This is a genomic window from Pseudomonas sp. MWU13-2517 (genome assembly GCF_023242545.1).
Classification (GTDB): domain Bacteria; phylum Pseudomonadota; class Gammaproteobacteria; order Pseudomonadales; family Pseudomonadaceae; genus Aquipseudomonas.
Map to the genome: position 1 here is coordinate 191,317 of NZ_JALMFA010000006.1, position 26,129 is coordinate 217,445.

Here is a 26,129-nt window from a genome sequence, read left to right on the forward strand (position 1 = left end):
CTATCAGGTTAGCAAGCGGGAGCCTTGCGGCTCCCGCTGCGGCTTACCAGGTTTGGGTGGCCTTGAACTTCTCGATACCGGCTTTCAGGCCAGCGTCGATTTCGTCATTGAAGTCACCCTTCACGTTGATCTTGGCCAACAAGTCGGCGTGATCGCGGTTGAAGTAAGCAATCAGCGCTTGTTCAAAGCTGCCGACCTTGGCGATTTCGACGTCAGTCAGGAACCCACGCTCAGCGGCATACAGCGACAACGCCATGTCAGCGATCGACATAGGGGCGTATTGCTTCTGCTTCATCAGCTCGGTAACGCGCTGACCATGCTCAAGTTGCTTACGGGTCGCTTCGTCCAGGTCAGAAGCGAACTGGGCGAATGCCGCCAGTTCACGGTACTGAGCCAGAGCGGTACGGATACCACCGGAGAGCTTCTTGATGATCTTGGTCTGAGCGGCACCACCCACACGGGATACCGAAACACCGGCGTTCACTGCAGGGCGGATGCCCGAGTTGAACATGGCCGATTCCAGGAAGATCTGACCGTCGGTGATGGAAATCACGTTGGTCGGAACGAACGCGGAAACGTCGCCAGCCTGGGTTTCGATGATCGGCAGTGCGGTCAGGGAACCGGTTTTGCCGGTCACTGCGCCGTTGGTGAACTTCTCTACGTACTCTTCCGAAACGCGGGATGCGCGCTCCAGCAGACGGGAGTGGAGATAGAACACGTCGCCTGGGTAAGCTTCACGGCCTGGTGGACGGCGCAGCAGCAGGGAAATCTGGCGGTAAGCCACTGCTTGCTTGGACAGATCGTCATAAACGATCAACGCGTCTTCACCGCGGTCGCGGAAGAATTCACCCATGGTGCAACCGGCGTACGGTGCCAGGTATTGCAGCGCAGGAGATTCCGAAGCACTGGCAGCCACGATGATCGTGTTTTTCAGTGCGCCGTTTTCTTCCAGCTTGCGAACCACGTTGGCGATGGTCGATTGCTTCTGACCAATGGCTACGTAGACACAGAAAATGCCGCTGTCTTTCTGGTTGATGATCGCGTCGATGGCCAGAGCGGTTTTACCGATCTGACGGTCGCCGATGATCAGCTCACGCTGGCCACGGCCGACAGGGATCATGGCATCGACAGCCTTGTAGCCAGTCTGTACAGGCTGGTCTACCGACTTACGCCAGATCACGCCTGGAGCAACTTTCTCGACCGCGTCGGTCTCGGTGTTGCCCAGAGGACCTTTGCCGTCAACAGGGTTACCCAGTGCGTCGACTACGCGACCCAGCAGTTCCTTACCAACCGGAACCTCCAGGATGCGGCCAGTGCACTTGGCGCTCATGCCTTCAGCCAGAGACTGGTATGCGCCCAGGATAACGGCACCTACGGAGTCCTGCTCCAGGTTGAGGGCCATACCGAAGACGCCGCCCGGAAACTCGATCATCTCGCCGGACATAACGTCGGCCAGACCGTGAATCCGCACGATACCGTCAGATACGCTGACGACAGTGCCTTCGTTACGGGCTTGGGAGGTCACATCGAGCTTGTCGATGCGGCCCTTGATAATTTCACTTATTTCGGAAGGATTGAGTTGCTGCATTGCTCTGCTGCCCCTTCAAACTCAAGATTTCAATGCTTCGGCAAGATTCGCGAGTTTGCCGCGAATCGAGCCATCGATAACCAGGTCGCCGGCGCGAATGACAATGCCCCCAATGAGGGACTTGTCTTCCGCAACTTGCAGGCGCACTTCCCGGTCGAGTCGTGCACTGAGAACCTTGGCGAGTTTGTCTTGCTGTTCTTGGTTCAATGCAAAAGCACTGGTTACTTCAACGTCTACCGACTTCTCTTGCTCGGCCTTGTACAGGTCGAACAGAGCGGCAATCTCCGGCAGAAGCAGGAGACGGTCGTTTTCGGCAACGACGTGAATGAAGTTCTGCACTTTCACATCAAACTTGTCGCCGCACACTTCGATAAAAGTGGCGGCCTTGTCTGCGCTCGTCAGGCGCGGGGCCTTGAGCACGCGCTGCATGGTGTCGTCTTGCGACACTGCTGCAGCCAGGCCGAGCATGGCTGACCAAGAGGCCAGTTGCTGGTGGGCCTGGGCGTGCTCGAAGGCTGCCTTAGCGTAAGGTCGGGCCAACGTGGTCAATTCTGCCATGATCGCCCTCGCTTAAATTTCAGCAGCCAGTTTGTTAACCAGCTCCGCGTGCGCGTTTTGATCGATTGTGGCACCGAGGATCTTCTCAGCACCGCCGACCGCCAGAGCACCCAGTTGGGCACGCAGCGCGTCTTTGACGCCGTTCAGTTCCTGTTCGATCTCGGCATGAGCCGAAGCCTTTACACGGTCAGCTTCGACGCGGGCTTTTTCAACAGCCTCTTCGACGATCTGGTTACCGCGTTTCTTGGCTTGCTCAATGATCTCGGCTGCCTGTGCTTTAGCTTCGCGCAGTTGATGACCCGCTTTCTCTTGGGCCAACTCCAGGTCGCGAGCTGCACGGGTGGCAGCGTCCAAACCGTCCGCGATCTTCTTCTGACGTTCGTGCAAAGCCGCGATGACCGGAGGCCACACGAACTTCATGCAAAACACTACAAAAATGAAGAACGCAACGGATTGGCCAATCAGGGTTGCATTAATGTTCACGCCAACACCTCGCTCATTCGTTGTCCATCACCCTAATCACTCGAAAATCGAGTGATTAGCCAGCGAGTTGACCAACGAAAGGGTTCGCGAAGGTGAAGAACAGAGCGATACCAACGCCGATCATGGTCACGGCGTCGAGCAGGCCGGCGACGATGAACATTTTAACTTGCAGCATTGGAACCATTTCTGGCTGACGCGCTGCGCCTTCCAGGAATTTGCCGCCCAGCAGGCCGAAACCAATGGCAGTACCCAGAGCGCCCAGGCCGATCAACAGTGCAACAGCGATAGCGGTTAGACCAACTACAGTTTCCATCTTTCCTCCCGACTTTTACGTCGTATGGTTTAGGTTTTTTAGATTTTAAAGCGGTAAAACAAATCGTTTCATAGCCCGGTAGGGCCACCTTCCCGCGTTACCGGGAAGGACATCAGACTAGTCGAGACCGGTCTTAATGGTTCTCTTCGTGCGCCATCGACAAGTAGACGATGGTCAGCATCATGAAGATGAAGGCCTGCAGGGTGATGATCAGGATGTGGAACACAGCCCACGCCCACTGCAGGACCACGCCCAGGCCGCTAAGCCAGAGCAGACCACTGCCGAACATCACAGCGATCAGAATGAACACCAGCTCGCCGGCATACATGTTGCCGAACAGTCGCAGGGCCAGGGAGATAGGCTTGGCGACCAGGGTCACGAATTCCAGCAGGAAGTTCACCGGGATCAGCAGGGCTTGAACGAAAATGTTCTTGCTGCCGAACGGGTGCAGGGTGAGTTCGCCGATGAAGCCGCCGATGCCCTTGACCTTGATGCTGTAGAAGATGATCAACGCAAATACCGACAGGGCCATGCCCAGGGTCGCGTTAGGGTCGGTGGTGGAAACCGCACGGAACGGAATGTGGTGATCGCCGGAGATCAGGATGGCCAGCTGAGGAATCCAGTCGACCGGTACCAGGTCGACGGCGTTCATCAGGAACACCCAGACGAAGATGGTCAGCGCCAACGGTGCAATCACCGGGCTACGGCCATGGAAGCTGTCTTTCACGCTGCCATCGACGAATTCGACCAATACTTCAACGAAGTTCTGCAAAGCACCTGGCTGACCGGAAGTCGCCTTCTTTGCCGCCATGCGGAAAATCAGGACAAAGATCAGGCCCAGTGCGACCGACCAACCCAGAGTATCCAGGTGGAAAGCCCAGAAGCCCATTTCCTTGGCTTCAGCTGCGGTGTGGGCGAAGCCCCAGCCGCCGTTGGGAAGCTGACCGAAAGTCAGGTTCTGCAAGTGGTGCTGGATATAGCCCGAAGCGGTTGTTTCTGCCATGTGTGCCTCAAACGCCCTAAGGTTTCGAAAGTCTTGTTTTCATTAGCAGGGGAGCGAACCAGCTGACCAGTTGGGTCAACACGAAGGCGCCGAATACAGCCAGCGGCGCCAATGGCTTCACACCTGCAAAGGTCAGTGCGAACAGCACTGCCGTCAAAATCAGTTTCCCTGCTTCACCGGCGTAAAAAGACCGGACGATAGCCTGGGCTGCTCGGGCGCCGGAAAACCGAAAGGCCCTGTGAGCAAAATACATATTGGGCAGCAAGGCTATCAGGCCTCCGCAGAGTCCTGAATATCCGGCTACGACTCCATGCCAGTACCAAAGCGCCAATGCGGCGATCAGCAAAATGACAAATTGAGCCAATAAAACCGGAAAAACAGCCAAGCGATGGAACGGCAACGTGTTTGGCGTGCGGGTTTCCATCACTCTTGCTCCTCAATGGCCGGCTGCCGGAAATCAATAACTTGGCATAATTTGTGCCGACAAAATGCGCGCAGAGTATAGGGGCGGTTCTGCCCCTATTCAACTGTCGGGTAGTGTTTTCCGATCGCGCGCTACATAAGCAAATGTTTCAGCGGATGTGGGCAAGGACGCCCTGAAGTTCATCGAGGGAGTTATATCCGATGACCAACTGCCCCTTACCCTTCTTGCCATGGCGAATTTGCACCGCCGAGCCCAGCCGCTCGGCGAGTCGCTGCTCAAGGCGCGCAATATCCGGATCAGGTTTGGCGGTTTCCACCGGTGCAGGTTTGCCGCTGAGCCATTGGCGAACCAGGGCCTCAGTCTGACGAACGGTAAGGCCCCGTGCGACAACGTGTCGCGCCCCTTCAACCTGTTGATTTTCCGGCAATCCGAGCAAGGCACGGGCGTGACCCATCTCAAGGTCGCCATGGGACAACATGGTTTTGATGACTTCCGGCAACGCAATCAGGCGCAGCAAGTTGGACACAGTGACGCGGGATTTACCCACAGCCTCGGCGACCTGTTGCTGGGTCAGCTGGAACTCCTGCTGCAAGCGCTGCAAGGCGATCGCTTCTTCGATCGGGTTGAGGTCTTCACGCTGGATGTTTTCGATCAACGCCATGGCGATAGCGGTTTCATCCGGCACATCGCGCACCATGGCCGGGATGGTGTCCTTGCCGGCCTGCTGGCTGGCGCGCCAGCGACGTTCACCGGCGATGATCTCAAAACGACCCGCGCCGATCGGGCGCACCACGATCGGCTGCATCACGCCCTGGGCCTTGATCGAGTTGGCCAGTTCTTCCAGCGCCTGGGGGTCCATGTCCCGGCGTGGCTGGTATTTGCCACGCTGGATCAGATCCAGCGGCAGGTGTTGCAACTCGCGCTCGTCGGCCTGCACCGCTTGTTCTTCAAGCGATGTGACGGTCGGACCACTCAACAGTGCATCCAGTCCACGTCCGAGACCTCGTTTCTTGACGGCCATGGGGATTCCTTAAGTTGGCTGAGCTGCAGCGGTACGTGAGTTGCGGCGCTGACGGCGAACCATCTCGCCGGCCAGCGCCAGGTAGGCAATGGCACCACGCGACGACTTGTCGTATGCCAGCGCCGGCATGCCATAGCTTGGCGCTTCGGCCAAACGGATGTTGCGTGGAATCACGGTGTCGTACAACTGATCGCCGAAGTGTTCCTTGAGCTGCGCCGACACATCGTTCATCAGGCTCAGGCGCGGGTCGAACATCGTACGCAGCAGACCTTCGATCTGCAGGTTCGGGTTCAACAACTCGGCGATGCGCTTGATGTTATCCACAAGGTCGCTCAACCCTTCCAGTGCGTAATATTCGCACTGCATGGGGATAATCACCCCGTCGGCAGCCACCAACGCGTTCAGTGTCAACATCGACAGCGACGGCGGGCAGTCGATCAAGATGTAATCGTAGTTTTCGCGGATCGGCGCCAGGGCGCTGCGCAGACGGCTTTCTTTCATCTGCATTTCCAACAGCACCACTTCCGCCGCAGTCAAATCGCGGTTGGCCGGCAGCAGTTGATAACCGCCGTGTTCGGAAAAGTGCATGGCCTGGCCCAAGTCGCACTCGCCTATCAGCAAGTCGTAGACCGAGTTTTCCAGGCCATGTTTATCCACACCGCTGCCCATGGTGGCGTTGCCCTGAGGATCAAGGTCGATCAACAGCACCCGACGCTTGGTAGCGACCAGGGATGCTGCGAGGTTGATGCAGGTGGTGGTTTTGCCCACGCCACCTTTCTGGTTCGCTATCGCGAATACCTTAGCCATTCTTGCTTGTGTTCCCAATCATGCCGTGCGGCGCAGTATCAGCAGATGGCGTTGGCCTTGGCAACCGGGTACGGTCAAGGCGTGTTCGCTATCGAGGTGGAAGTCTGCCGGCAATGCTAACAGCTCGTCGCTTGGATGAACGCCCTTCATTGCCAGCCAGCGGGTATCGCGGTCGCCCAAGTGGCGAGTCCAGTTGCTGAAGTTCTCCATGCTGCTGAACGCCCGGGAAACAATTCCGTTAAAAGGCTGTGCAGGCGTGAAGGCTTCCACACGACTGTGGATAACTTGCAGGTTGTCCAGCTTGAGTTCGAGTTTGACCTGCGTCAGGAAGCGAGTCTTCTTGCCATTGCTGTCCAGGCAGGTCACTTGCGACTCGGGAAACAGGATCGCCAGTGGAATGCCGGGCATGCCGCCACCACTGCCCACGTCAAGCCAGCGACCGTTTTCGATAAACGGCATGACGCTCAAGCTGTCGAGCAAATGGCGCGACACCATTTCGTCGGGGTCGCGCACTGCCGTCAGGTTGTACGCCTTGTTCCATTTGATCAACAAGGCCAGGTAGCCGAGCAGCAATTCCTGCTGGGTTGCAGTCAAGTCGACGCCCAACTGGCGCGCACCTGTGGATAACTCTTCGGCGTGTTGCGAGGTGACCAACGAACTCAAGCGCTTTGCTCCAACTGACGGCCCGCGCCGCGTTTTTTCAAGTGAATCATCAACAGCGAAATCGCTGCCGGGGTGACGCCGGGAATACGTGAAGCCTGGCCCAGTGTTTCCGGACGCGTTATCCCCAGCTTGCTTTGAATTTCTTTCGACAGGCCGGAAATCCCGGTGTAATCGATATCCACAGGCAGCTTGGTGTCTTCACTGGCACGTAAGCGAGCGATTTCGTCCTGTTGGCGATCAATATAACCGGCGTATTTGGTCTTGATTTCGACCTGCTCGGCCACCTGTGGATCTTCTGCACCCTGCCCTGTTACTTCGACCAAGCCAGCGTAGTCGATTTCCGGACGGGACAGCAGATTCAGCAAGTTGTACTCGTGGGTCAGCGGCGTGCCGAATTTTTCCGCAATCGCATCGCCTTGCTCGGTGCCCGGGCGGACCCAGGTACTTTTCAAGCGCTGCTCTTCCAACGCGATGCTCTCGCGTTTTTTGCAGAATGCTGCCCAGCGCACATCGTCGACCAGACCCAGCTCGCGACCTTTTTCGGTCAGGCGCAGGTCGGCGTTGTCTTCGCGCAGGATCAAGCGATATTCCGCCCGGGATGTGAACATCCGGTAGGGTTCCTGGGTACCCAGGGTAATCAGGTCATCGACCAATACACCGATGTATGCTTCATCACGACGCGGGCACCAGCTGTCTTTGCCCTGTGCACGCAGTGCTGCGTTGGTCCCGGCCAACAAACCTTGGGCGCCGGCTTCTTCGTAGCCGGTGGTACCGTTGATTTGTCCGGCGAAGAACAAGCCGCCGATTACTTTGGTTTCCAGGCTGTACTTGAGGTCACGCGGATCGAAGTAGTCGTACTCGATGGCGTAGCCCGGGCGCACGATGTGCGCGTTTTCCATACCGCGAATCGACTGCACGATCTGGATTTGCACGTCGAACGGCAGCGAAGTGGAAATCCCGTTCGGGTACAGCTCGTGAGTGGTCAACCCTTCCGGTTCGATAAAGACCTGGTGGCTTTCCTTGTCGGCAAAGCGGTGGATCTTGTCTTCAATCGATGGGCAATAGCGCGGGCCGATACCTTCGATTACTCCGGAATACATCGGCGAACGGTCGAGGTTCGCGGCAATGATTTCGTGAGTGCGGGCATTGGTGTGGGTAATCCAGCAACTGACCTGTTTCGGGTGCTGCTCTTTGGACCCCATGAATGACATCACCGGGATTGGCGTATCACCGGCCTGTTCGGTCATCACCGAAAAATCCACTGAACGCCCATCGATACGTGGCGGGGTTCCGGTTTTCAGGCGGCCTACACGCAGCGGCAATTCACGCAAGCGTTTTGCCAGGGCGATCGAGGGCGGATCACCAGCGCGACCACCGGAATAGTTTTGCATCCCAATGTGGATAAGTCCGCCGAGGAACGTGCCGGTGGTCAGCACCACAGATTCTGCGAAGAAACGCAGGCCCATTTGAGTGACAACACCGCGCACCTGGTCCTGTTCGACGATCAGGTCATCTGCCGCCTGTTGAAATATCCACAGGTTCGGTTGGTTTTCCAGGGTTTCACGTACCGCCGCCTTGTACAGGATGCGGTCGGCTTGGGCCCGAGTAGCACGCACGGCCGGGCCTTTGCGGCTGTTCAGCACGCGAAATTGAATACCACCCTTGTCAGTTGCCATGGCCATCACGCCGCCAAGGGCGTCGATTTCCTTGACCAGATGGCTTTTGCCGATCCCACCAATGGCGGGGTTGCAACTCATTGCACCGAGGGTTTCCACGTTATGCGTCAACAACAGGGTTTTCACACCCATGCGTGCTGACGCCAGTGCTGCCTCGGTACCGGCATGACCGCCGCCGATGACGATCACTTCAAAACGGGAAGGGAAATCCACCACGCACCTCGTGCCTGCTTATGTAGGTAATTAGGAATTGATTGGTTGAGCTGGTTTTAGAGCTTTGGCGGCAAGTATAGGGACTTAGCCGTTCCTAAAGAACCCTTTGCACAAAATTTAACCAGCTGTGGATGAATCGAAGATAATAGAAATTAAAAGAGAGAAATTTATTAATTCTTTGTTTTTATGTTTATTTCTACTGAGCATGCTTTCTGTGGATAACACTCTAAAGGCCTTTATTTGCGTGGTGTACAAAGATTCAAAACCCTGTGGTCATGTGCCAATGAGGCCCTTGGATAACTGCTTTAAGCCTGTGGATTAAAGCAGTGGTTATCCACAGAGGGAGTTTTACTCAGGTTTGAGGAGGTGTTATCAACTGGGCACAGGCGCGGTTATTCACAGGCCTTAATCCGCAGAAATCCGTAAGGCCAGGCAAATTTCGGCAACACAAATGCCTCCAATGCCTTGGTGATCACGCCATAAATTCGCGGGAGTGGGTTGAACCGGGTTGAACCGAGAAGAACAGACAGGCACGAACGGCCTGTCTGTGAACAAAGAGGGTCTATTTACCGATGCAGAAGCTGGAAAAGATCCGGCCCAGCAGATCATCGGAGCTGAATGCGCCGGTGATTTCACCTAAAAGCTGTTGTGCCTGGCGCAAGTCCTCGGCCAGCAGCTCACCAGCTCCGGCCAAGGTCAGCTGGGCCCTACCGTGCTCTAACGCCGCGCTGGCATGACGAAGCGCCTCCAGGTGCCTGCGTCGCGCACTGAAGCTGCTTTCCGAGGTCTGCTCATAGCCCATGCAGGCCTTGAGGTGGTTACGTAGCAGGTCCACCCCTTCGCCAGCCGACTTCGCACTCAGGCTAATGGTGACATGCCCATCCTCACTGGTTTGCATGGCAATGGTTTCCCCCGTCAGATCGGCCTTGTTGCGAATCAAGGTCACTTTCGCCGGGTCCGGCCGTTGCTCAAGAAACTCCGGCCATAAGGCAAATGGGTCCACCGCTTCCGGCGCCGTCGCATCCACCACCAGCAATACCCGATCCGCTTCGCCGATGGCCTTAAGCGCCCTTTCCACACCGATTCGTTCGACCTGGTCATCGGTATCGCGCAGGCCAGCAGTATCGACCACATGCAACGGCATCCCGTCGATGTGGATATGTTCACGCAAGATATCCCGCGTGGTACCGGCGATCTCGGTAACGATCGCCGCTTCACGTCCTGAGAGGGCGTTGAGCAGGCTCGACTTGCCAGCGTTGGGTCGGCCGGCAATCACCACAGTCATCCCGTCACGTAGCAAGGCACCCTGCCCGGCTTCACGCAATACTGTGGATAATTCATCACGGACTTTATCCAGCATTGCCAATACGTGGCCATCGGCGAGGAAGTCGATTTCCTCTTCTGGAAAATCAATCGCCGCCTCGACGTAGATACGCAGGCTGATCAGTTGCTCGGTCAGGTTATGCACACGCAGGGAAAATGCCCCTTGAAGGGAGCGCAGCGCATTGCGCGCTGCCTGTGCGGAACTCGCCTCGATCAAATCAGCAATGGCTTCGGCCTGAGCCAGGTCGAGCTTGTCATTGAGGAATGCCCGTTCACTGAATTCCCCTGGCCGTGCCAGGCGGCAACCCAATTGCAAGCAACGCTGCAGCAACATATCCAGTACGACTGGGCCACCATGACCCTGCAATTCCAGGACATCTTCACCGGTAAAGGAATTCGGCCCTGGGAAATACAGCGCCAAACCCTCATCCAGTACACCTTCATCTGCATCCAGAAACGGCCCGTAATGAGCAAAACGCGGCTTCAGCTCTCGACCACTGATGGCTCGCGCCGCGACACCCGCAAGCGGCCCGGAAATTCGAACGATACCGACACCGCCGCGACCTTGAGCGGTAGCGACGGCAGCGATGGTTTCACGAGGAGCGCTCATATCAGGTTCCAGAACAAAAGTGACGGAAAGCAAAACGCCCCACTAGGGGGCGTCTTGAGTGGTTATCCACAGAGTAAATTACGCCGCAGCTTTTTTGGTAGCCGCTTCGATTTTACGAGTGATGTACCACTGTTGGGAGATCGACAACACGTTGTTGACTACCCAGTACAGTACCAGGCCGGCTGGGAACCACAGGAAGAAGAAGGTGAAGATGATTGGCATCATTTTCATCACCTTGGCCTGCATAGGGTCCGGTGGAGCCGGGTTCAGGCGCTGCTGGATAAACATGGTAGCGCCCATGATGATCGGCAGGATAAAGAACGGGTCTTTGATCGACAGGTCAGTTATCCACAACATGAACGGAGCCTGACGCATTTCCACGCTTTCCAGGAGTACCCAGTACAGCGACAGGAACACCGGCATCTGCACCAGAATCGGCAAGCATCCACCCAGTGGGTTGATCTTCTCTTTCTTGTACAGCTCCATCATGGCTTGCGACATTTTCTGCCGGTCATCGCCATGCTGTTCTTTCAACGCGGCCAATTTCGGCGCAACGGCACGCATGCGCGCCATCGATTTGTAGCTGGCTGCCGACAGAGGGAAGAAGAGCCCTTTGATCAGCATGGTCAGGAAGATGATCGACCAGCCCCAGTTACCGACGATGCTGTGGATATGTTGCAGCAGCCAGAAGATCGGCTGGGCGATGAACCACAGGAAGCCGTAATCCACAGTCAGTTCCAGACCTGGGGACAACTCTTTCAGGACAGCCTGGCTTTTTGGGCCGGCATACAGAGTAGCGCTGGTTTCAGCCTTGGCGCCTGGCGCAACGGTCAGTGTCGGGCCAGTAAAACCAATGATGTAGTTGCCTTGGCTGTCCTTGCGGGTTTGAACCAGGTTGGCTTCACCCTTGTTCGGGATCCATGCGGTCACGAAGTAGTGTTGCAACCAGGCAACCCAACCGCCTTGGACGGTTTCTTTCAGAGCACCCTTGTCGATATCTTTCATCGACACTTTTTTGTACGGCTCGCTACTTGTCCACAGGGCGGCGCCCAGGTAAGTCGCGGTGCCGGTGGCGGTGCTGGAAGAAGGATCGGCGCTGTTATCACGCTTGAGCTGGGCAAACAGGTTGCCGTTCCAGGGTTTGTCGCTTTCGTTGTCGATCAGGTAAGTGACCTTCAAATCGTACAAACCGCGGGTGAAGCTGAAACGCTTGATGTAATTGACGCCGTCGAGGCTGAATTTCAGGTCGACGTTCAACTGGTTCTGGCCATCAGCCAGTTGATAAGTCTTTTGTTCGGTCGAATAAACCGGACGACCGGTAGCACGTGCATCCGGGCCATTGGTGCCAGTCAGGCCACTTTGTGCCAGATAAACACGCTCACCACCGTTATCGAACAGTTGGAACGGAACATCCGGGTGGTCTTGACGACGTGGATACAGCGGCAGTTTCAACTGCGCGATGTCACCGCCCTGTGGGTCGATAGCCAGGTCAAGCACATCCGTTTTTACGTGGATGAGGTCTTTATTGGTGATTACCGGCGTTTCTACAGGGGTGCTGGTATCGGCATTTGCGCTGGGTACATCGGCACTGGCGGAAGCGTTGTTACCCAGCGGGGTGTCCGGAATAGCCGGCGCAGCCTGATTGGTAGCAACATTCTGAGTCGGCAGGGCAGCTTGCCCATAGTCCTGGTTCCACTTAAGAACCATAACGTAGGACACGATTGCCAGGGCGACGATCAGGATCGTGCGTTTAATATCCATGATTACTCGGCCATCGAAGAAGAACGGGAGGTAGGGATAGGTGGAACCGGGTCATAACCACCGGGATTCCACGGATGACAGCGACCTAAACGACGAAAGGTCAGCCAGCCACCGCGCAGAAGACCATGATTTTCTATGGCTTCTAACGCGTAGCAGGAACAGCTGGGGTAGAAACGACAGTGGTTTGCCATCAGAGGACTAATGGCATAGCGGTAAAACTGGATCGGAACGATGGCCAGTTTACGCATCAAGGCTGTCTACCCCCACAGTTTCGGTGCTGACTGCTGGTGCTGGCTTGTGGGTACGAGCCAAACGTTTCCAGAGCTTGCCGAAATGCTGAATCAATTCGGGGTTTTCTACATCCCCCAAGCCTTTGCGCGCGACGATAACAATATCCCAACCAACCAGAGTGTCCTGGTGGAGGCGAAACGATTCGCGCATCAGACGCTTGAGGCGATTGCGCTCAACGGAGAGCTTTACGCTCTTCTTGCCGATCACCAACCCGAGACGGGGGTGATCAAGATCGTTGTTACGCGCAAGGAGCAGGAGATTTTTCCCCGGAACCTTGCCGGTGGGGGAGTCAAAGACTGCCTTGAAATGCCGGGGGGTTAGCAGACGCTTTTCCCGACTGAAGTCCTGACTCACCACCAGTGCCGGATTATCAAACTGCCAGACGCGCGCGACCTTTGGCGCGACGACGCGACAGGACGGCACGACCGTTCTTGGTGGCCATGCGGGCACGGAAGCCGTGGGTACGGGCGCGTTTGATGGTGCTGGGTTGGAAAGTACGTTTCATGGCGTTGTTACCTGGTTCGTCCACAACGGGCCGGAATGGCCCCCGTTTTAAGAGACCGGCGATTCTAGAGAAAGCAAGCCTCTAGGTCAATTTCCAACCAGCTTTTCCTTTAATTAGATCTTTATAAGGCAAAGCGCCCTTTTCTTCTCACCTGGCTTCACGTCGAGTCCCATAGATATAGAAATAGAGAAGGAAGTTATTTAAAGCTTTTCTGTAAAGCTTATAAAAGCTAGGCAGCCCTTCATCTGTGGATAACTGCCTTTAGGCCTTATTCCACGTGATGTACAGAGAATGACAACACGGGGGAGAAACGGTGCTCTGCCTGTGCTGCGCTATCGGAAAAGCTGTGTGTGGAATAGCCAGTTATCCACAGGTCGGTTATACACAGACTTTCGCCCCTACTTTTGCAATGAGCTCACGGGCGTTTATCCACAGAGCTTATGCACAGACCATTGGTCGCCTTTTTCGCGGTTAAGGCATTGATTTTGGCTGCTCTGTGGGCAACCTACATGTGGATAAGTGAGCGGCTGGCCGCTACAATGGCGGCTGTTTTTGCCTCACCGGCTTTCAACTTAGGGGATATCCGTGTCAGTGGAACTTTGGCAGCAGTGCGTGGAGCTTTTGCGCGATGAGCTGCCTGCCCAGCAATTCAACACCTGGATCCGTCCGCTACAGGTCGAAGCCGAAGGCGACGAGTTGCGTGTCTACGCGCCGAATCGTTTTGTTCTCGACTGGGTCAATGAGAAGTACCTGAGCCGCGTTCTCGAATTACTCGACGAACATGGCAACGGCCTCGCGCCTGCGCTTTCCTTATTAATAGGCAGCAAACGTAGCTCCGCACCTCGCGCTGCGCCGAACGCACCGTTGGCCGCTGCTGCGTCGCAAGCCCAATCTGCACCGGCTGTTGCTACGCCTGCCTCTACACCGGCACCGATCAAACCTTCTGCCCAAAAGGGCGCGCCGGATAATGAAGAGCCGTCTCGCGACAGCTTTGACCCAATGGCTGGCGCCAGTTCGCAGCAAGCTCCGGTTCGCGCCGAACAGCGCACCGTGCAGGTCGAAGGTGCGCTCAAGCACACCAGTTACCTGAACCGTACCTTCACCTTTGAGAACTTCGTCGAAGGTAAATCCAACCAATTGGCTCGTGCGGCCGCCTGGCAGGTCGCCGATAACCCCAAGCACGGTTACAACCCACTCTTCCTTTATGGTGGCGTTGGCTTGGGTAAGACTCACTTGATGCACGCCGTGGGTAACCACTTATTAAAGAAGAACCCGAATGCCAAGGTCGTGTACCTGCATTCGGAGCGTTTCGTGGCTGACATGGTCAAGGCCTTGCAGCTCAATGCCATCAACGAGTTCAAGCGCTTCTACCGTTCGGTGGACGCCTTGCTGATCGATGACATTCAATTCTTCGCGCGCAAAGAACGTTCCCAGGAAGAGTTTTTCCACACCTTCAATGCCCTGCTCGAAGGCGGTCAGCAGGTCATCCTGACCAGTGACCGTTATCCGAAGGAAATCGAGGGCCTCGAAGAACGCTTGAAATCTCGCTTCGGCTGGGGCCTGACCGTTGCGGTAGAGCCGCCAGAGTTGGAAACCCGGGTTGCGATCCTGATGAAAAAGGCCGACCAGGCCAAAGTCGACCTGCCTCACGATGCTGCGTTCTTCATTGCCCAACGCATCCGCTCCAACGTGCGTGAGCTGGAAGGTGCGCTCAAGCGGGTTATCGCACACTCGCACTTCATGGGGCGCGACATCACCATCGAGCTGATTCGCGAATCACTCAAAGACTTGCTGGCCCTGCAAGACAAGCTGGTGAGTGTGGATAACATTCAGCGCACCGTCGCCGAGTACTACAAGATCAAGATTTCTGACCTGCTTTCCAAGCGCCGTTCGCGCTCGGTAGCACGTCCCCGCCAGGTGGCCATGGCCCTCTCCAAGGAGTTGACCAACCATAGCCTGCCGGAAATCGGTGATGTATTTGGCGGGCGCGACCACACCACGGTTCTGCACGCGTGCCGCAAAATCAACGAACTTAAGGAATCCGACGCGGATATTCGCGAGGACTACAAGAACCTGCTGCGTACACTGACAACTTGATGACACCAGCGCAGCTTATTAAGGCAAGGGACTAGACCATGCATTTCACCATTCAACGCGAAGCCCTGTTGAAACCCCTGCAACTGGTCGCGGGCGTCGTCGAGCGCCGACAGACCTTGCCGGTGCTTTCCAACGTATTGCTGGTAGTCGAAGGCCAGCAATTGTCCCTGACCGGTACCGACCTGGAGGTCGAGCTGGTCGGTCGTGTGCAGTTGGAAGAACCCGCCGAACCTGGCGAGATCACCGTGCCGGCGCGCAAGCTGATGGACATCTGCAAAAGCCTGCCGAACGACGCGCTGATCGACATCAAGGTTGATGAGGCCAAGTTGGTCGTCAAGGCCGGTCGCAGTCGTTTCACCCTGTCCACCTTGCCGGCCAATGATTTCCCGACTGTGGAAGAGGGTCCAGGCTCCCTAACGTGCAGCCTGGAACAGAGCAAGCTGCGTCGGTTGATCGAACGCACCAGCTTCGCCATGGCCCAGCAGGACGTGCGTTACTACCTCAACGGCATGCTGCTGGAAGTGTCGGAAGGCATCATCCGTGCAGTGGCCACTGATGGTCACCGCCTGGCAATGTGTTCGATGAAGGCCGATATCGGTCAGCCGGACCGCCACCAAGTGATCGTACCGCGCAAAGGTATCCTTGAGCTGGCACGCCTGCTCACCGAGCCGGATGGCAACGTCAGCATTGTCCTGGGTCAGCACCACATCCGCGCAACCACTGGCGAGTTCACCTTCACGTCCAAGCTGGTCGACGGTAAATTCCCGGATTACGAGCGTGTCCTGCCAAAAGGTGGTGACAAGTTGGTACTCGGTGATCGTCAGGCCCTGCGTGAGGCATTCAGCCGTACTGCGATCCTTTCGAACGAAAAATACCGCGGTATCCGTCTGCAGTTGGCAAACGGTCAGCTGAAGATCCAGGCTAACAACCCGGAACAGGAAGAAGCGGAAGAAGAAGTGGGTGTCGACTACAACGGCGGCTCACTGGAAATTGGCTTCAACGTGAGCTACCTGCTGGACGTACTGGGAGTAATGACCACTGAACAGGTTCGCCTGATTCTGTCGGACTCCAACAGCAGCGCTCTGGTGCAAGAATCCGACAATGACGACTCGGCTTACGTTGTCATGCCGATGCGCCTGTAATTATGTTCAGCAGAAGCTAGATGTCCCTCAGTCGCGTCTCGGTCACCGCGGTGCGCAATCTGCACCCGGTGACCTTCTCCCCCTCTCCCCGCATCAACATCCTCCACGGCGCCAACGGCAGTGGCAAAACCAGCGTGCTGGAAGCCATTCATTTGCTGGGGCTTGCCCGTTCCTTTCGCAGCGCTCGTCTGTTGCCGGTCATCCAATATGAACAATTGGCGTGCACCGTTTTTGGCCAGGTTGAATTGGCTGAAGGTGGGCATAGCAGCTTGGGGATATCTCGTGATCGGGGTGGGGAGTTCCAAATTCGCATTGATGGGCAGAATGCTCGCAGTGCGGCGCAACTCGCAGAAATTCTGCCGTTGCAATTGATCAACCCTGATAGCTTTCGCTTGTTGGAAGGCGCACCGAAAATACGCAGGCAGTTCCTCGATTGGGGAGTGTTCCACGTGGAACCGCGATTCATGGCCACTTGGCAGCGCCTGCAGAAGGCCCTGCGGCAGCGGAACTCGTGGCTGCGGCATGGTACACTTGACGCCGCTTCGCAAGCGGCCTGGGACCGGGAATTGTGCCTGGCCAGCGATGAAATAGATGATTACCGCCGCGCCTATATCAAAGCCTTGAAACCAGTCTTTGAACAGACCTTGAGGGAGTTGTTGGACCTCGAAGGGCTGACGCTGAGCTACTACCGGGGTTGGGACAAAGAGCGTGAGCTGAGTGCGGTGCTCGCCACGTCCTTGCAGCGGGACCAGCAAATTGGCCATACGCAGGCTGGCCCTCAACGTGCTGATTTGCGCCTTAGATTGGGCGCACACAATGCTGCGGACATCTTGTCCCGTGGCCAGCAGAAGTTGGTGGTGTGTGCGTTGCGTATCGCCCAGGGGCATTTGGTTAGCCAGGCCCGACGCGGTCAATGTATTTATCTGGTGGATGACTTGCCGTCCGAACTCGACGAGCAGCACCGCCGTTCGCTATGCCGCTTGTTGGAAGACTTACGCTGCCAGGTTTTTATCACCTGTGTAGACCACGAATTATTGAGGGAAGGCTGGCAGACGGAAACGCCAGTCGCTTTGTTCCACGTGGAACAGGGCCGTATCACCCAGACCCACGACCATCGGGAGTGAAGGCATGAGCGAAGAAAACACGTACGACTCGACCAGCATCAAAGTGCTGAAAGGTTTGGATGCCGTACGCAAACGTCCCGGTATGTACATCGGCGACACCGATGATGGCAGCGGTCTGCACCACATGGTGTTCGAGGTGGTCGATAACTCCATCGACGAAGCGCTGGCCGGTCACTGCGACGACATCAGCATCATCATCCATCCGGATGAATCCATCACCGTTCGCGACAATGGTCGTGGTATTCCGGTGGATGTGCATAAAGAAGAAGGCGTATCGGCGGCAGAGGTCATCATGACCGTGCTCCACGCTGGCGGTAAGTTTGACGATAACTCCTATAAAGTCTCCGGCGGTTTGCACGGCGTGGGTGTTTCGGTGGTAAACGCCCTGTCGGAAAAGCTGGTGTTGACCGTTCGCCGAAGTGGCAAGATCTGGGAGCAAACCTACGTGCATGGCGTGCCTCAGGCACCGATGGCAATCGTAGGTGAAAGTGAAACCACGGGTACTCAGATTCACTTCAAAGCTTCCAGCGAGACCTTCAAGAATATTCACTTCAGCTGGGACATCCTCGCCAAACGTATTCGTGAACTCTCTTTCCTCAACTCCGGTGTGGGTATCGTCCTCAAGGACGAGCGCAGCGGTAAGGAAGAGCTGTTCAAATACGAAGGTGGCCTGCGTGCGTTCGTTGAATACCTGAACACCAACAAGACTGCGGTCAACCAGGTGTTCCACTTCAACATCCAGCGCGAAGACGGTATCGGCGTGGAAATCGCCCTGCAGTGGAACGACAGCTTCAACGAGAACCTGTTGTGCTTCACCAACAACATTCCACAGCGCGATGGCGGTACTCACCTTGTGGGTTTCCGTTCTGCACTGACGCGTAACCTGAACACCTACATTGAGGCTGAGGGCCTGGCGAAGAAGCACAAAGTCGCCACCACCGGTGACGATGCGCGTGAAGGCTTGACCGCGATTATCTCGGTAAAAGTACCGGACCCTAAGTTCAGTTCCCAGACCAAAGACAAGCTGGTGTCTTCCGAAGTGAAGACCGCAGTGGAACAGGAGATGGGCAAGTACTTCTCCGACTTCCTGTTGGAAAACCCTAACGAAGCCAAGCTGGTCGTCGGCAAGATGATCGACGCGGCACGTGCCCGTGAAGCGGCGCGTAAAGCCCGTGAGATGACCCGTCGTAAAGGCGCGCTGGACATCGCCGGCTTGCCGGGCAAATTGGCAGACTGCCAGGAGAAGGACCCTGCCCTCTCCGAGCTGTACCTGGTGGAAGGTGACTCTGCTGGCGGTTCCGCCAAGCAGGGTCGTAACCGTCGCACCCAGGCCATCCTGCCGTTGAAAGGTAAGATCCTCAACGTCGAGAAAGCCCGTTTCGACAAGATGATTTCCTCCCAGGAAGTCGGCACCTTGATCACGGCTCTGGGCTGTGGCATCGGTCGTGACGAGTACAACATCGACAAGCTGCGCTATCACAACATCATCATCATGACCGATGCTGACGTCGACGGCTCGCACATCCGTACCCTGCTGTTGACCTTCTTCTTCCGTCAGTTGCCGGAGCTGATCGAGCGTGGCTATATCTACATCGCTCAGCCGCCGTTGTACAAAGTGAAAAAGGGCAAGCAAGAGCAATACATCAAAGACGACGACGCCATGGAAGAATACATGACGCAGTCGGCCCTGGAAGATGCCAGCCTGCACTTGAACGACGAAGCACCGGGCATCTCCGGTGAGGCTTTGGAGCGTCTGGTTAACGACTTCCGCATGGTGATGAAGACCCTCAAGCGTCTGTCGCGCCTGTACCCTCAGGAGCTGACCGAACACTTCATCTACCTGCCGGCGGTCAGCCTGGAGCAGTTGGGTGATCACGCAGCCATGCAGGACTGGTTGGCTCAATACGAGGTGCGCCTACGTACCGTCGAGAAGTCTGGCCTGGTCTACAAAGCCAGCCTGCGTGAAGATCGTGAACGTGGCGTGTGGCTGCCCGAGGTCGAATTGATCTCCCATGGCCTGTCGAACTACGTCACTTTCAACCGCGACTTCTTCGGCAGCAATGATTACAAGACGGTGGTCACCCTGGGGGCCCAACTGAGCACCCTGTTGGACGAGGGCGCTTACATCCAGCGCGGCGAACGCAAGAAGCCGGTCAAGGAATTCAAAGAAGCCCTCGATTGGCTGATGACTGAAAGCACCAAGCGTCACACTATCCAGCGATATAAAGGTCTGGGCGAAATGAACCCGGATCAGCTGTGGGAAACCACCATGGACCCGAGCCAGCGTCGCATGCTGCGCGTGACCATCGAAGACGCTATTGGCGCAGACCAGATCTTCAACACCCTCATGGGTGATGCGGTCGAACCTCGCCGTGACTTCATCGAGAGCAATGCCTTGGCGGTATCCAACTTGGACTTCTGATCAAGCCCGCTCGCTAAAGAAAAGGCCAATGCTTAGCGTTGGCCTTTTTTATTGAAGGGTGGAAAGCATTTTAAAAATGCTCCACGTGGAACATCGTCAGTTTCAGCCTGATGTGGTGGTTGCCACGCTCTCCAACCGATACCCATACCCATAGATGGTCAGCAATTGCCAACCTCGATCCGCCGTCAGTCCCAACTTGTTACGCAGCCGATAGATATGCGTGTCCAACGGTCGTGATGACACCATCTCTTCGTGAGTCCAGAACCGCTCATACAGGTATTCGCGAGACAGCGGCCGCGCCAGGTTGGCGAACAGGCAACTGGCCAAGCGATATTCCCTTTCGGTCAGATTGATCGGTTTACCTGCGCGGGTGACGGTCAATTCAGCGTCGTCAAAGGTCAGGTCGTTGAAACTCTGCAGTTCGCTGGTGGTGGGTTTTTGCAGGCCATGGCGACGCAAAACCGCACTGACCCGTGCTTTGAGTTCATTGGGGCGAAAGGGTTTGCTGACGTAGTCGTCTGCCCCGCTGTTGAGTGCCGTGACGATGTCGCTCTCCGCATCGCGGCTTGTCAGCATAATGACCGCAGGCGGGGCCTCCATGTGTTCTCGAGTCCAGCGCAACAGGGCGATTCCAGTGATATCGGGCAGTTGCCAATCGAGTATCAACAGATCGAAGGTTTCCCGGCGTAGCTGACGCAGCAGGTCTTCGCCGCGTTCAAAAAAATGCAGGGACCAGGGCTGTTCCGCAGTGCTGGGGATCTGTCGCAGTGTCTGTTCAACCCGGCGCAGTTCGGCGGGCTCGTCATCCAGTATTGCGACACGCATGGGTGGGTCCTTTCTACTAAAATGTCGGCCATCGATGGCCTTTTCGACAGCGATTTCGTACAGAACAAATACCGGTGATTGAATCTGAATAATTGTGGCCAGACTCAATACCTCGTGGATCAATCGGTACGCTGATATCAAAGAGCCGTTAACTCGTTGAAAATCTTCAGTCCCGATATAGGAAAGATACCGGCTCCCGCTCTTTAGGAAAAGGATCAGCCGACGCATGCGCTAGCGTAAACCTGCGCGTTTCTGTCAAACGCCTTCTGGAAGCCCCATGTCGATAAGCACCATGATCCCCTCTCCCTGCCGCGTGTTTGGTGCCCTGCCCTCGTTCCTGGTCTTGGCCCTGATGGCTGGGCAAGTTTCTGCGGCGCCCCGCGCCGCCTACGTCGATGATCATTTTGCCTGTCGCGCCCAGCCGCTGCCCGCGGTTGTTTTGCACCTGACCGGGGATGCCTGGAAGCTGGACAGCAAGGGCAAGGCGCACCCTCTGCAGGAAGGCATGACCATCGATGAGCAAGAAGGCGTGAGAACTTCGGAATCGGCGTTCACCAGCCTGTTGCTGGGTGATGGCTCGAGAGTGGTATTGCCCTCCAGCTCACAGATGCGTTTGCATCTGGTGCCTGGGCAGTCGATTCCCCAAGTGATTCTCGAACAAGGCCAGGCTGAAGCCTATGTGATCAAGCGAGCCAGCGACCATGACCGGTTCCAGATCGTGACGCCCGTGGGCGTGCTGGGGGTACGCGGTACGCACTTTCGAGTACGGGACGATGCCGGGCAATCAGTCTTGGAGGTACTTAACGGGCAGGTTGCGGTGAACCGTGACGTGAACATGAAGCGGGGCCCTGTCGAAGACGAAGTAAAAGTGGGCGCGCGCCAGGGACTGCTGTTCACGAAACAAGGTGACCTCAAGCCTGTAGAGCTTCTGCCCGCGCCCGTGTTGATCGGCCAGGATGGTTTGAAAGGCGATGCGCCCGTGTGGCATTTGTACCTGCAGCCATTACCGGGTGCGCAGCGCTATCGCGCGCAGGTTGCTACGGATACCGCCTTCCTGAACATCAAGCAGCAAAACTTTTCCAGCGAGCCGAAAATGAGCTTCACTGGGCTCAAGGCGTTGTTCTATCACGTGCGTTTGTCGGCCTACGATGAGCACGGCCTGGAGGGGGAAACCGGGGTTTATGACATTTTCTACTACCCACCCGCCACACAGGCGCAGGCACCCGGTGGCTGACCTATGATGCTCTGGCGCAAGGCCGAGAAACGCCAGCCTACCCATGCCCAGCGTTTATTCCATGGCTTGGTCCGCGAATGGTTGTGGATAGGTTTACTGTTATTGCCGATCACCGCCTACCTGTCCCTCAGCCCGGGCCTGGCGCTGAACAACCCGCTGTACGACAGCCTTCGCCGCCTCGCACCCCTGCCGGTGGATCCGCGCATCTTGTTGGTGACGATTGACGACCAGAGCTTGAAAGAACTGGGCCGTTGGCCTTGGCCACGCAGCTTGCATGCCGATCTGATCGACCGCCTGAGTGACGCCCGACCGGCCGCTATCCTGTTCGATGTGATCTTCAGCGAGCCTGGCGTGCCCGCCAATGATCGACGCTTGGCTGATGCGATTTGCAACGCGGGCAATGTGGTACTTCCGTTATTGCGTGAAGGCGCCACCAGCTATGGCGAGCCGGACGCCCAAATTTTGCCTTTGCTCAAGTGCGCCAGAGGGCTTGGGCATATCAATGTGGAAGCGGATAGCGATGGCGTCGTACGCAGCCTGTACCTGCGTGAAGGCCCTCCGGGTAATACGACACCGCAGTTGGCATGGGAAGCCTACACATTAAGCGGCCAACCTTCTGACATGCCAGGGGAGCCGTTGGCGCAAACCAATGCACAGTGGCATCGGGAGTACGCTATACGCATCCCGTTCATTGCGGCCCACACGCATTTTCCCAGCGTGTCCTATGCCAGCCTGTTACGTGGTGAGGTTGCTCCCGAGCAGTTGCGCAACCGCCTGATCCTAGTGGGGGCCACCGCCTCCGGAATGGGTGATCGTTTTGTTACACCGCTGTCTTCGTTTGCGGGCACCACGGCGGGGGTGGAGATCCAGGCCAACGTCCTCAATGGCTTGCTGCAGGAGCGCAGTATCGTCGAGCTTCCCGGTTGGCTCGCAGCGCTGATGGCCACGTCGCTGGTGGCATTGTTATTGGGCCTTCTGTTGTACCTCCCCCGCTACGCCCTGTGGATGACGCTGGGGTGCATGGCTGCCGCTTTGCTGGGCTCATGGGTGCTGCTGCGCATGGGGCACTGGTGGTCGCCAGCGGCGTGTCTGATCGGTTTGCTGCTCAGCTACCTGATCTGGAACTGGCGTCGCCTCAGCGTGATCCTTGCTTATTTCGGCTGGGAACTGGCGCAGCTGGATTACGAACCCAAGGTCCTCCCGGAACGTCGTCGCGCCCCGGCGAGCAAAGGTGATGTATTACAGGCGCGGATCTTTGCCCTGGAGCAAGCAGTCAGCCGTACACGGGACACGCGACGCTTCATGGCCGATGGGTTGGAATGCCTGCCGGTGGCTACGCTGATTACCGACCCCAGAGGCACCATACTGCTCGCCAATCGGATTGCCCGCGAAGTATTCGGCAGCGATCTGGTCAGCACCAACCTGATCGAACAGCTCGCTGACTTGGGCTACCCTCCGCTGCACAATGGCGTTCGACCTGCCCTGTCGGCGTTGGAGCTTGTTGAGTTTCGTGACATTCACCAGCGCAGCCTGCGCATGGAGCTTGCCCCCTTGCTGCCGGCTGAAGGCGATATCGCCCTCGGTTGGCTGCTGAGCCTGACGGACCTGAGCAAGGAACGCGAGGCCCAGCAGCACCGCGAGACCATGCTGCGCTTTTTGTCCCACGACCTGCGTGCGCCGCATTCGGCAATCCTGGCGCTGCTGGATGTGCACGATGGCGAGTCACCGGTATTTGCTCAAATCGAACAACAGGTGAAGCGCGCTCTGAGCCTCACCGAATCCTTCGTGCAATTGGCCAAAGCCGAGGCCGACGGCTATCAGTTCCAGCCCACGCTGTTTGCCATGCTTGTGATGGATGCGTTTGACCAGGTGGCTGTGCTCGCCCAGCTCAAGGGTATCCATCTGGTTCACGACCTGGATGAAGCCGATGAGGGAATGGTCTCGGCAGATCAATCGCTGCTCACCCGAGCCTTGTTTAATGTGCTGGAGAATGCCATCAAATACTCGCCCTCGGGCACTACCGTAAGGTTGAGCCATAGCAGCGTGCGAGGTGGTTTGGAATGCCGTATCAGCGATCAGGGGCCGGGTATTGCACCTGAAGATCTGCCCGAGCTCTTCAACCAGTACCGGCGCTTTGATTCGGCCCAAGGCAGTGAGGGTCTGGGACTGGGCCTGACCATGGTCAAAGCCGTGATAGAGCGTCACGGTGGCCATATCCTGTGTGAAAGCGAGTTGGAAAAAGGCTCTACTTTCATCCTGCATCTACCGCTTTTGGACGAATAAGAAACGTACTTTTCTTCTGTGCATAAAAAACCGGTCACAAGGACTAATGCCAGTCAGTTAAGAAGGAGAAAGGCTAAAAGGTAACCTGTGGCGAGGGAGCTTGCTCCCGCTGGACTGCGCAGCAGTCCCATGCTTTGTAGACAAAGAGCGGGGCCGCTTCGCGGCCCAACGGGAGCAAGCTCCCTCGCCACACATACAGCGTTCACCCTTAACTGACTGGCATTAGTCACAAGGACCGGTTTTTTAATGCTGAAAAAACTTATGCACGTTTTTCGAGATTTTATAAGGCTTAGAAATATGTAATAAAATCATCCGGTTAGGATTATAAATCGGCAATTCGCCAACAAACCGTGCACAGGTTATCCACAGAACGTCATACCGCAGGTGTCTCGACTACAACCGGCTCCGGAGGCAGGGAACCCATGGCTCGCTGTTGTGCCTCGTTCCACGCGGCAGCGCGGTCATTAAGTGCAGCAATGGCACGCGGTCCTTCCCCTTCGGCGTACATCGGTTCGCCTATCACCACGGTGATGGTGCCCTCGCGTTTTGCCCAACCGGTCTTTGGCCAGAACTTGCCGGCGTTGTGGGCAATTGGCAAAACCGGCAGATTGGCATTGACCGCCAGCGCGGTACCACCGCGTGAGAACTTGCCTACGGTGCCGTAGGGCACCCGAGTACCTTCGGGGAAGATCAGCACCCAGACGCCATCCTTGAGCAACTCGTCGCCTTTTTTGGCCACATGCTTGAGCGCCGCCTTGGGGTTGTCACGGTCAATGGCGATCGGCCGTAGCATGGCCATGGCCCAGCCGAAGAACGGCACATACAGCAACTCACGCTTGAGTACCTGGCTCAATGGCGAAAAGTAGGCCGACAGGAAGAACGTTTCCCAAGTGCTCTGGTGGTTCGACAGAATCACGCAGGGCTGTTCCGGGACGTTTTCAGCGCCCTTGATCTCGAAACGGATGTTCAGGAATACCTTGGTCAGCCACAACGCGCAGCGGCACCAATAGACGTTGATAAAGCGATAGCGCGCCTTGAACGGCAAAAAAGGCGCAATAAAAAAGCTCAGGGTGCACCAGAGAAACGAACTGGTGCCCAGCAGCAGGTAAAAGAAAAAGGTTCTGATGGCCTGCAAGATCGACATGGCGGCATTTACCGTTGCGGGACACGGCCCGCCTGTTAAAAGCGCACTCCCGAACAGTCCTTGGTCAGGAAGTCGAGGGCGGCTAGTTGTTGATAAGTTCTGCGGCAACCGCCGCCAGATCGTCAAAAATCAAAGTGCCTACCGGCAGGTTTTTCGCCTGGGTCTTTTCGCCTTTCCCGGTCTTAACCAAAACTGGCTGAGAGTCGACGGCTTTGGCCGCCTCCAGGTCACCGAGGCTGTCCCCGACGAACCATATCCCAGCCAAGGGCACCTTGTAATGTTCTGTAATGGTTTTCAACATGCCAGGTTTGGGTTTGCGGCAATCGCAGCCCTCATCCGGCCCATGGGGGCAATACACCACCAGCCCTACCTCACCGCCTTGTTCGGCCACCAACGTGCGCAAGCGCGCGTGCATGGCCTCCAGAGTCGCGATGTCGTAGTAGCCACGGGCAATGCCTGACTGGTTGGTGGCGATGGCCACCGTCCAGCCGGCTTTGCTCAACTGCGCGATCGCCTCGATCGAGCCAGGCAGTGGAATCCATTCCTCCACCGACTTGATGTATGCATCGGAGTCGTAGTTGATCACCCCGTCCCGATCGAGAATCAGCAGTTTCAACAT

General features: G+C 56.6%; 24 protein-coding genes. 6 read left to right on the plus strand and 18 right to left on the minus strand.

The annotated features are described in order from the left end of the window. Window positions 1-43: 43 nt before the first annotated feature. The 15 genes from atpA to rpmH form a co-directional block, all read right to left on the minus strand. Entirely contained in the window at window positions 44-1,588 is a 1,545-nt protein-coding gene (gene atpA, locus M5B97_RS10850) for a F0F1 ATP synthase subunit alpha (RefSeq protein WP_010207686.1), read from the minus strand. Window positions 1,589-1,609: 21 nt separating this feature from the next. Next, the gene (locus M5B97_RS10855) at window positions 1,610-2,146 is read right to left on the minus strand and encodes a F0F1 ATP synthase subunit delta (protein WP_010207689.1); all 537 of its coding nucleotides are present in this window, start codon (window positions 2,144-2,146) and stop codon (window positions 1,610-1,612) included. A 12-nt stretch (window positions 2,147-2,158) separates the two neighbouring features. After that, window positions 2,159-2,629 carry a F0F1 ATP synthase subunit B gene (locus M5B97_RS10860; protein ID WP_060756576.1) on the minus strand — a complete coding sequence of 157 codons (471 nt, stop codon included), beginning with the start codon at window positions 2,627-2,629 and terminating at the stop codon, window positions 2,159-2,161. Between the two features lie 55 nt (window positions 2,630-2,684). Beyond that, window positions 2,685-2,942, minus strand: coding sequence for a F0F1 ATP synthase subunit C (gene atpE, locus M5B97_RS10865; RefSeq protein WP_002555987.1), 258 nt, complete (start codon window positions 2,940-2,942; stop codon window positions 2,685-2,687). Between the two features lie 133 nt (window positions 2,943-3,075). Beyond that, complete coding sequence (atpB, locus tag M5B97_RS10870; RefSeq protein ID WP_024078254.1) at window positions 3,076-3,945, minus strand: F0F1 ATP synthase subunit A; 870 nt, start codon at window positions 3,943-3,945, stop codon at window positions 3,076-3,078. 16 nt (window positions 3,946-3,961) lie between these two features. Beyond that, window positions 3,962-4,369 carry a F0F1 ATP synthase subunit I gene (locus M5B97_RS10875; protein WP_060756574.1) on the minus strand — a complete coding sequence of 136 codons (408 nt, stop codon included), beginning with the start codon at window positions 4,367-4,369 and terminating at the stop codon, window positions 3,962-3,964. Window positions 4,370-4,517: 148 nt separating this feature from the next. Beyond that, a complete protein-coding gene (locus M5B97_RS10880; protein ID WP_005792604.1) occupies window positions 4,518-5,390 on the minus strand; it encodes a ParB/RepB/Spo0J family partition protein in 873 nt (290 codons plus the stop codon). A gap of 9 nt (window positions 5,391-5,399) precedes the next feature. Further along, on the minus strand, window positions 5,400-6,197 hold the full coding sequence (locus tag M5B97_RS10885) for a ParA family protein (RefSeq protein WP_123716661.1): 798 nt from the start codon (window positions 6,195-6,197) through the stop codon (window positions 5,400-5,402). A gap of 18 nt (window positions 6,198-6,215) precedes the next feature. Then, window positions 6,216-6,860: a 16S rRNA (guanine(527)-N(7))-methyltransferase RsmG gene (gene rsmG, locus M5B97_RS10890; protein WP_123716662.1), complete on the minus strand. Its 645-nt coding sequence runs from the start codon at window positions 6,858-6,860 to the stop codon at window positions 6,216-6,218. Further along, complete coding sequence (gene mnmG, locus M5B97_RS10895; RefSeq protein ID WP_105696012.1) at window positions 6,857-8,749, minus strand: tRNA uridine-5-carboxymethylaminomethyl(34) synthesis enzyme MnmG; 1,893 nt, start codon at window positions 8,747-8,749, stop codon at window positions 6,857-6,859. The genes rsmG and mnmG overlap by 4 nt, the downstream gene beginning before the upstream one ends. A 562-nt stretch (window positions 8,750-9,311) precedes the next feature. Further along, the gene (gene mnmE, locus M5B97_RS10900) at window positions 9,312-10,682 is read right to left on the minus strand and encodes a tRNA uridine-5-carboxymethylaminomethyl(34) synthesis GTPase MnmE (RefSeq protein ID WP_123716663.1); all 1,371 of its coding nucleotides are present in this window, start codon (window positions 10,680-10,682) and stop codon (window positions 9,312-9,314) included. A 78-nt stretch (window positions 10,683-10,760) separates the two neighbouring features. Then, entirely contained in the window at window positions 10,761-12,443 is a 1,683-nt protein-coding gene (yidC, locus tag M5B97_RS10905) for a membrane protein insertase YidC (protein WP_123716664.1), read from the minus strand. A gap of 2 nt (window positions 12,444-12,445) precedes the next feature. Continuing rightward, a complete protein-coding gene (gene yidD, locus M5B97_RS10910) occupies window positions 12,446-12,691 on the minus strand; it encodes a membrane protein insertion efficiency factor YidD (protein ID WP_080752880.1) in 246 nt (81 codons plus the stop codon). Continuing rightward, on the minus strand, window positions 12,684-13,088 hold the full coding sequence (rnpA, locus tag M5B97_RS10915; RefSeq protein ID WP_003177079.1) for a ribonuclease P protein component: 405 nt from the start codon (window positions 13,086-13,088) through the stop codon (window positions 12,684-12,686). Before rnpA ends, yidD begins: the two co-directional genes overlap by 8 nt. Window positions 13,089-13,104: 16 nt before the next feature. Beyond that, entirely contained in the window at window positions 13,105-13,239 is a 135-nt protein-coding gene (rpmH, locus tag M5B97_RS10920; protein WP_003213577.1) for a 50S ribosomal protein L34, read from the minus strand. 585 nt (window positions 13,240-13,824) lie between these two features. Here rpmH and dnaA point away from each other — a divergent pair. The 4 genes from dnaA to gyrB are packed head-to-tail and all read left to right on the plus strand — an operon-like array spanning window position 13,825 to window position 20,024. After that, window positions 13,825-15,336: a chromosomal replication initiator protein DnaA gene (gene dnaA, locus M5B97_RS10925; protein WP_248731466.1), complete on the plus strand. Its 1,512-nt coding sequence runs from the start codon at window positions 13,825-13,827 to the stop codon at window positions 15,334-15,336. A 38-nt stretch (window positions 15,337-15,374) separates the two neighbouring features. Then, window positions 15,375-16,478, plus strand: a complete 1,104-nt coding sequence (dnaN, locus tag M5B97_RS10930) for a DNA polymerase III subunit beta (protein WP_122485322.1) — start codon at window positions 15,375-15,377, stop codon at window positions 16,476-16,478. A 20-nt stretch (window positions 16,479-16,498) separates the two neighbouring features. Further along, window positions 16,499-17,602 carry a DNA replication/repair protein RecF gene (gene recF / locus M5B97_RS10935; RefSeq protein WP_123716666.1) on the plus strand — a complete coding sequence of 368 codons (1,104 nt, stop codon included), beginning with the start codon at window positions 16,499-16,501 and terminating at the stop codon, window positions 17,600-17,602. 4 nt (window positions 17,603-17,606) lie between these two features. Continuing rightward, entirely contained in the window at window positions 17,607-20,024 is a 2,418-nt protein-coding gene (gene gyrB / locus M5B97_RS10940) for a DNA topoisomerase (ATP-hydrolyzing) subunit B (protein WP_134661113.1), read from the plus strand. Window positions 20,025-20,126: 102 nt separating this feature from the next. Here the strand turns inward: gyrB and M5B97_RS10945 are convergent, their stop codons facing one another. Further along, window positions 20,127-20,849 (minus strand): response regulator transcription factor, encoded by a 723-nt coding sequence (locus tag M5B97_RS10945; protein WP_134661112.1) that lies wholly within the window; start codon window positions 20,847-20,849, stop codon window positions 20,127-20,129. A 352-nt stretch (window positions 20,850-21,201) separates the two neighbouring features. On the opposite strand from M5B97_RS10945, the gene M5B97_RS10950 reads away from it, so the two are divergent. Both M5B97_RS10950 and M5B97_RS10955 read left to right on the plus strand, forming a co-directional pair. Further along, window positions 21,202-22,083 (plus strand): FecR domain-containing protein, encoded by an 882-nt coding sequence (locus M5B97_RS10950; protein ID WP_248731522.1) that lies wholly within the window; start codon window positions 21,202-21,204, stop codon window positions 22,081-22,083. 3 nt (window positions 22,084-22,086) lie between these two features. Continuing rightward, entirely contained in the window at window positions 22,087-24,366 is a 2,280-nt protein-coding gene (locus M5B97_RS10955; RefSeq protein WP_248731467.1) for a CHASE2 and HATPase_c domain-containing protein, read from the plus strand. 373 nt (window positions 24,367-24,739) lie between these two features. On the opposite strand, the gene M5B97_RS10960 is transcribed toward M5B97_RS10955, so the two are convergent. Beyond that, window positions 24,740-25,510 carry a lysophospholipid acyltransferase family protein gene (locus tag M5B97_RS10960; RefSeq protein WP_123716670.1) on the minus strand — a complete coding sequence of 257 codons (771 nt, stop codon included), beginning with the start codon at window positions 25,508-25,510 and terminating at the stop codon, window positions 24,740-24,742. 82 nt (window positions 25,511-25,592) lie between these two features. Continuing rightward, window positions 25,593-26,129 (minus strand): D-glycero-beta-D-manno-heptose 1,7-bisphosphate 7-phosphatase, encoded by a 537-nt coding sequence (gene gmhB / locus M5B97_RS10965; protein ID WP_248731468.1) that lies wholly within the window; start codon window positions 26,127-26,129, stop codon window positions 25,593-25,595.

Bases quoted from the DNA above. Each gene is read 5' to 3' on its own strand.
- atpA (WP_010207686.1), bottom strand. From the start codon at position 1,588: ATGCAGCAACTCAATCCTTCCGAAATAAGTGAAATTATCAAGGGCCGC.
- M5B97_RS10855 (WP_010207689.1), bottom strand. From the start codon at position 2,146: ATGGCAGAATTGACCACGTTGGCCCGACCTTACGCTAAGGCAGCCTTC.
- atpE (WP_002555987.1), bottom strand. From the start codon at position 2,942: ATGGAAACTGTAGTTGGTCTAACCGCTATCGCTGTTGCACTGTTGATC.
- atpB (WP_024078254.1), bottom strand. From the start codon at position 3,945: ATGGCAGAAACAACCGCTTCGGGCTATATCCAGCACCACTTGCAGAAC.
- M5B97_RS10875 (WP_060756574.1), bottom strand. From the start codon at position 4,369: ATGGAAACCCGCACGCCAAACACGTTGCCGTTCCATCGCTTGGCTGTT.
- M5B97_RS10880 (WP_005792604.1), bottom strand. From the start codon at position 5,390: ATGGCCGTCAAGAAACGAGGTCTCGGACGTGGACTGGATGCACTGTTG.
- M5B97_RS10885 (WP_123716661.1), bottom strand. From the start codon at position 6,197: ATGGCTAAGGTATTCGCGATAGCGAACCAGAAAGGTGGCGTGGGCAAA.
- mnmE (WP_123716663.1), bottom strand. From the start codon at position 10,682: ATGAGCGCTCCTCGTGAAACCATCGCTGCCGTCGCTACCGCTCAAGGT.
- yidC (WP_123716664.1), bottom strand. From the start codon at position 12,443: ATGGATATTAAACGCACGATCCTGATCGTCGCCCTGGCAATCGTGTCC.
- yidD (WP_080752880.1), bottom strand. From the start codon at position 12,691: ATGCGTAAACTGGCCATCGTTCCGATCCAGTTTTACCGCTATGCCATT.
- rpmH (WP_003213577.1), bottom strand. From the start codon at position 13,239: ATGAAACGTACTTTCCAACCCAGCACCATCAAACGCGCCCGTACCCAC.
- dnaN (WP_122485322.1), top strand. From the start codon at position 15,375: ATGCATTTCACCATTCAACGCGAAGCCCTGTTGAAACCCCTGCAACTG.
- recF (WP_123716666.1), top strand. From the start codon at position 16,499: ATGTCCCTCAGTCGCGTCTCGGTCACCGCGGTGCGCAATCTGCACCCG.
- gyrB (WP_134661113.1), top strand. From the start codon at position 17,607: ATGAGCGAAGAAAACACGTACGACTCGACCAGCATCAAAGTGCTGAAA.
- M5B97_RS10945 (WP_134661112.1), bottom strand. From the start codon at position 20,849: ATGCGTGTCGCAATACTGGATGACGAGCCCGCCGAACTGCGCCGGGTT.
- M5B97_RS10950 (WP_248731522.1), top strand. From the start codon at position 21,202: ATGGCTGGGCAAGTTTCTGCGGCGCCCCGCGCCGCCTACGTCGATGAT.
- M5B97_RS10955 (WP_248731467.1), top strand. From the start codon at position 22,087: ATGATGCTCTGGCGCAAGGCCGAGAAACGCCAGCCTACCCATGCCCAG.
- M5B97_RS10960 (WP_123716670.1), bottom strand. From the start codon at position 25,510: ATGTCGATCTTGCAGGCCATCAGAACCTTTTTCTTTTACCTGCTGCTG.
- gmhB (WP_248731468.1), bottom strand. From the start codon at position 26,129: ATGTTGAAACTGCTGATTCTCGATCGGGACGGGGTGATCAACTACGAC.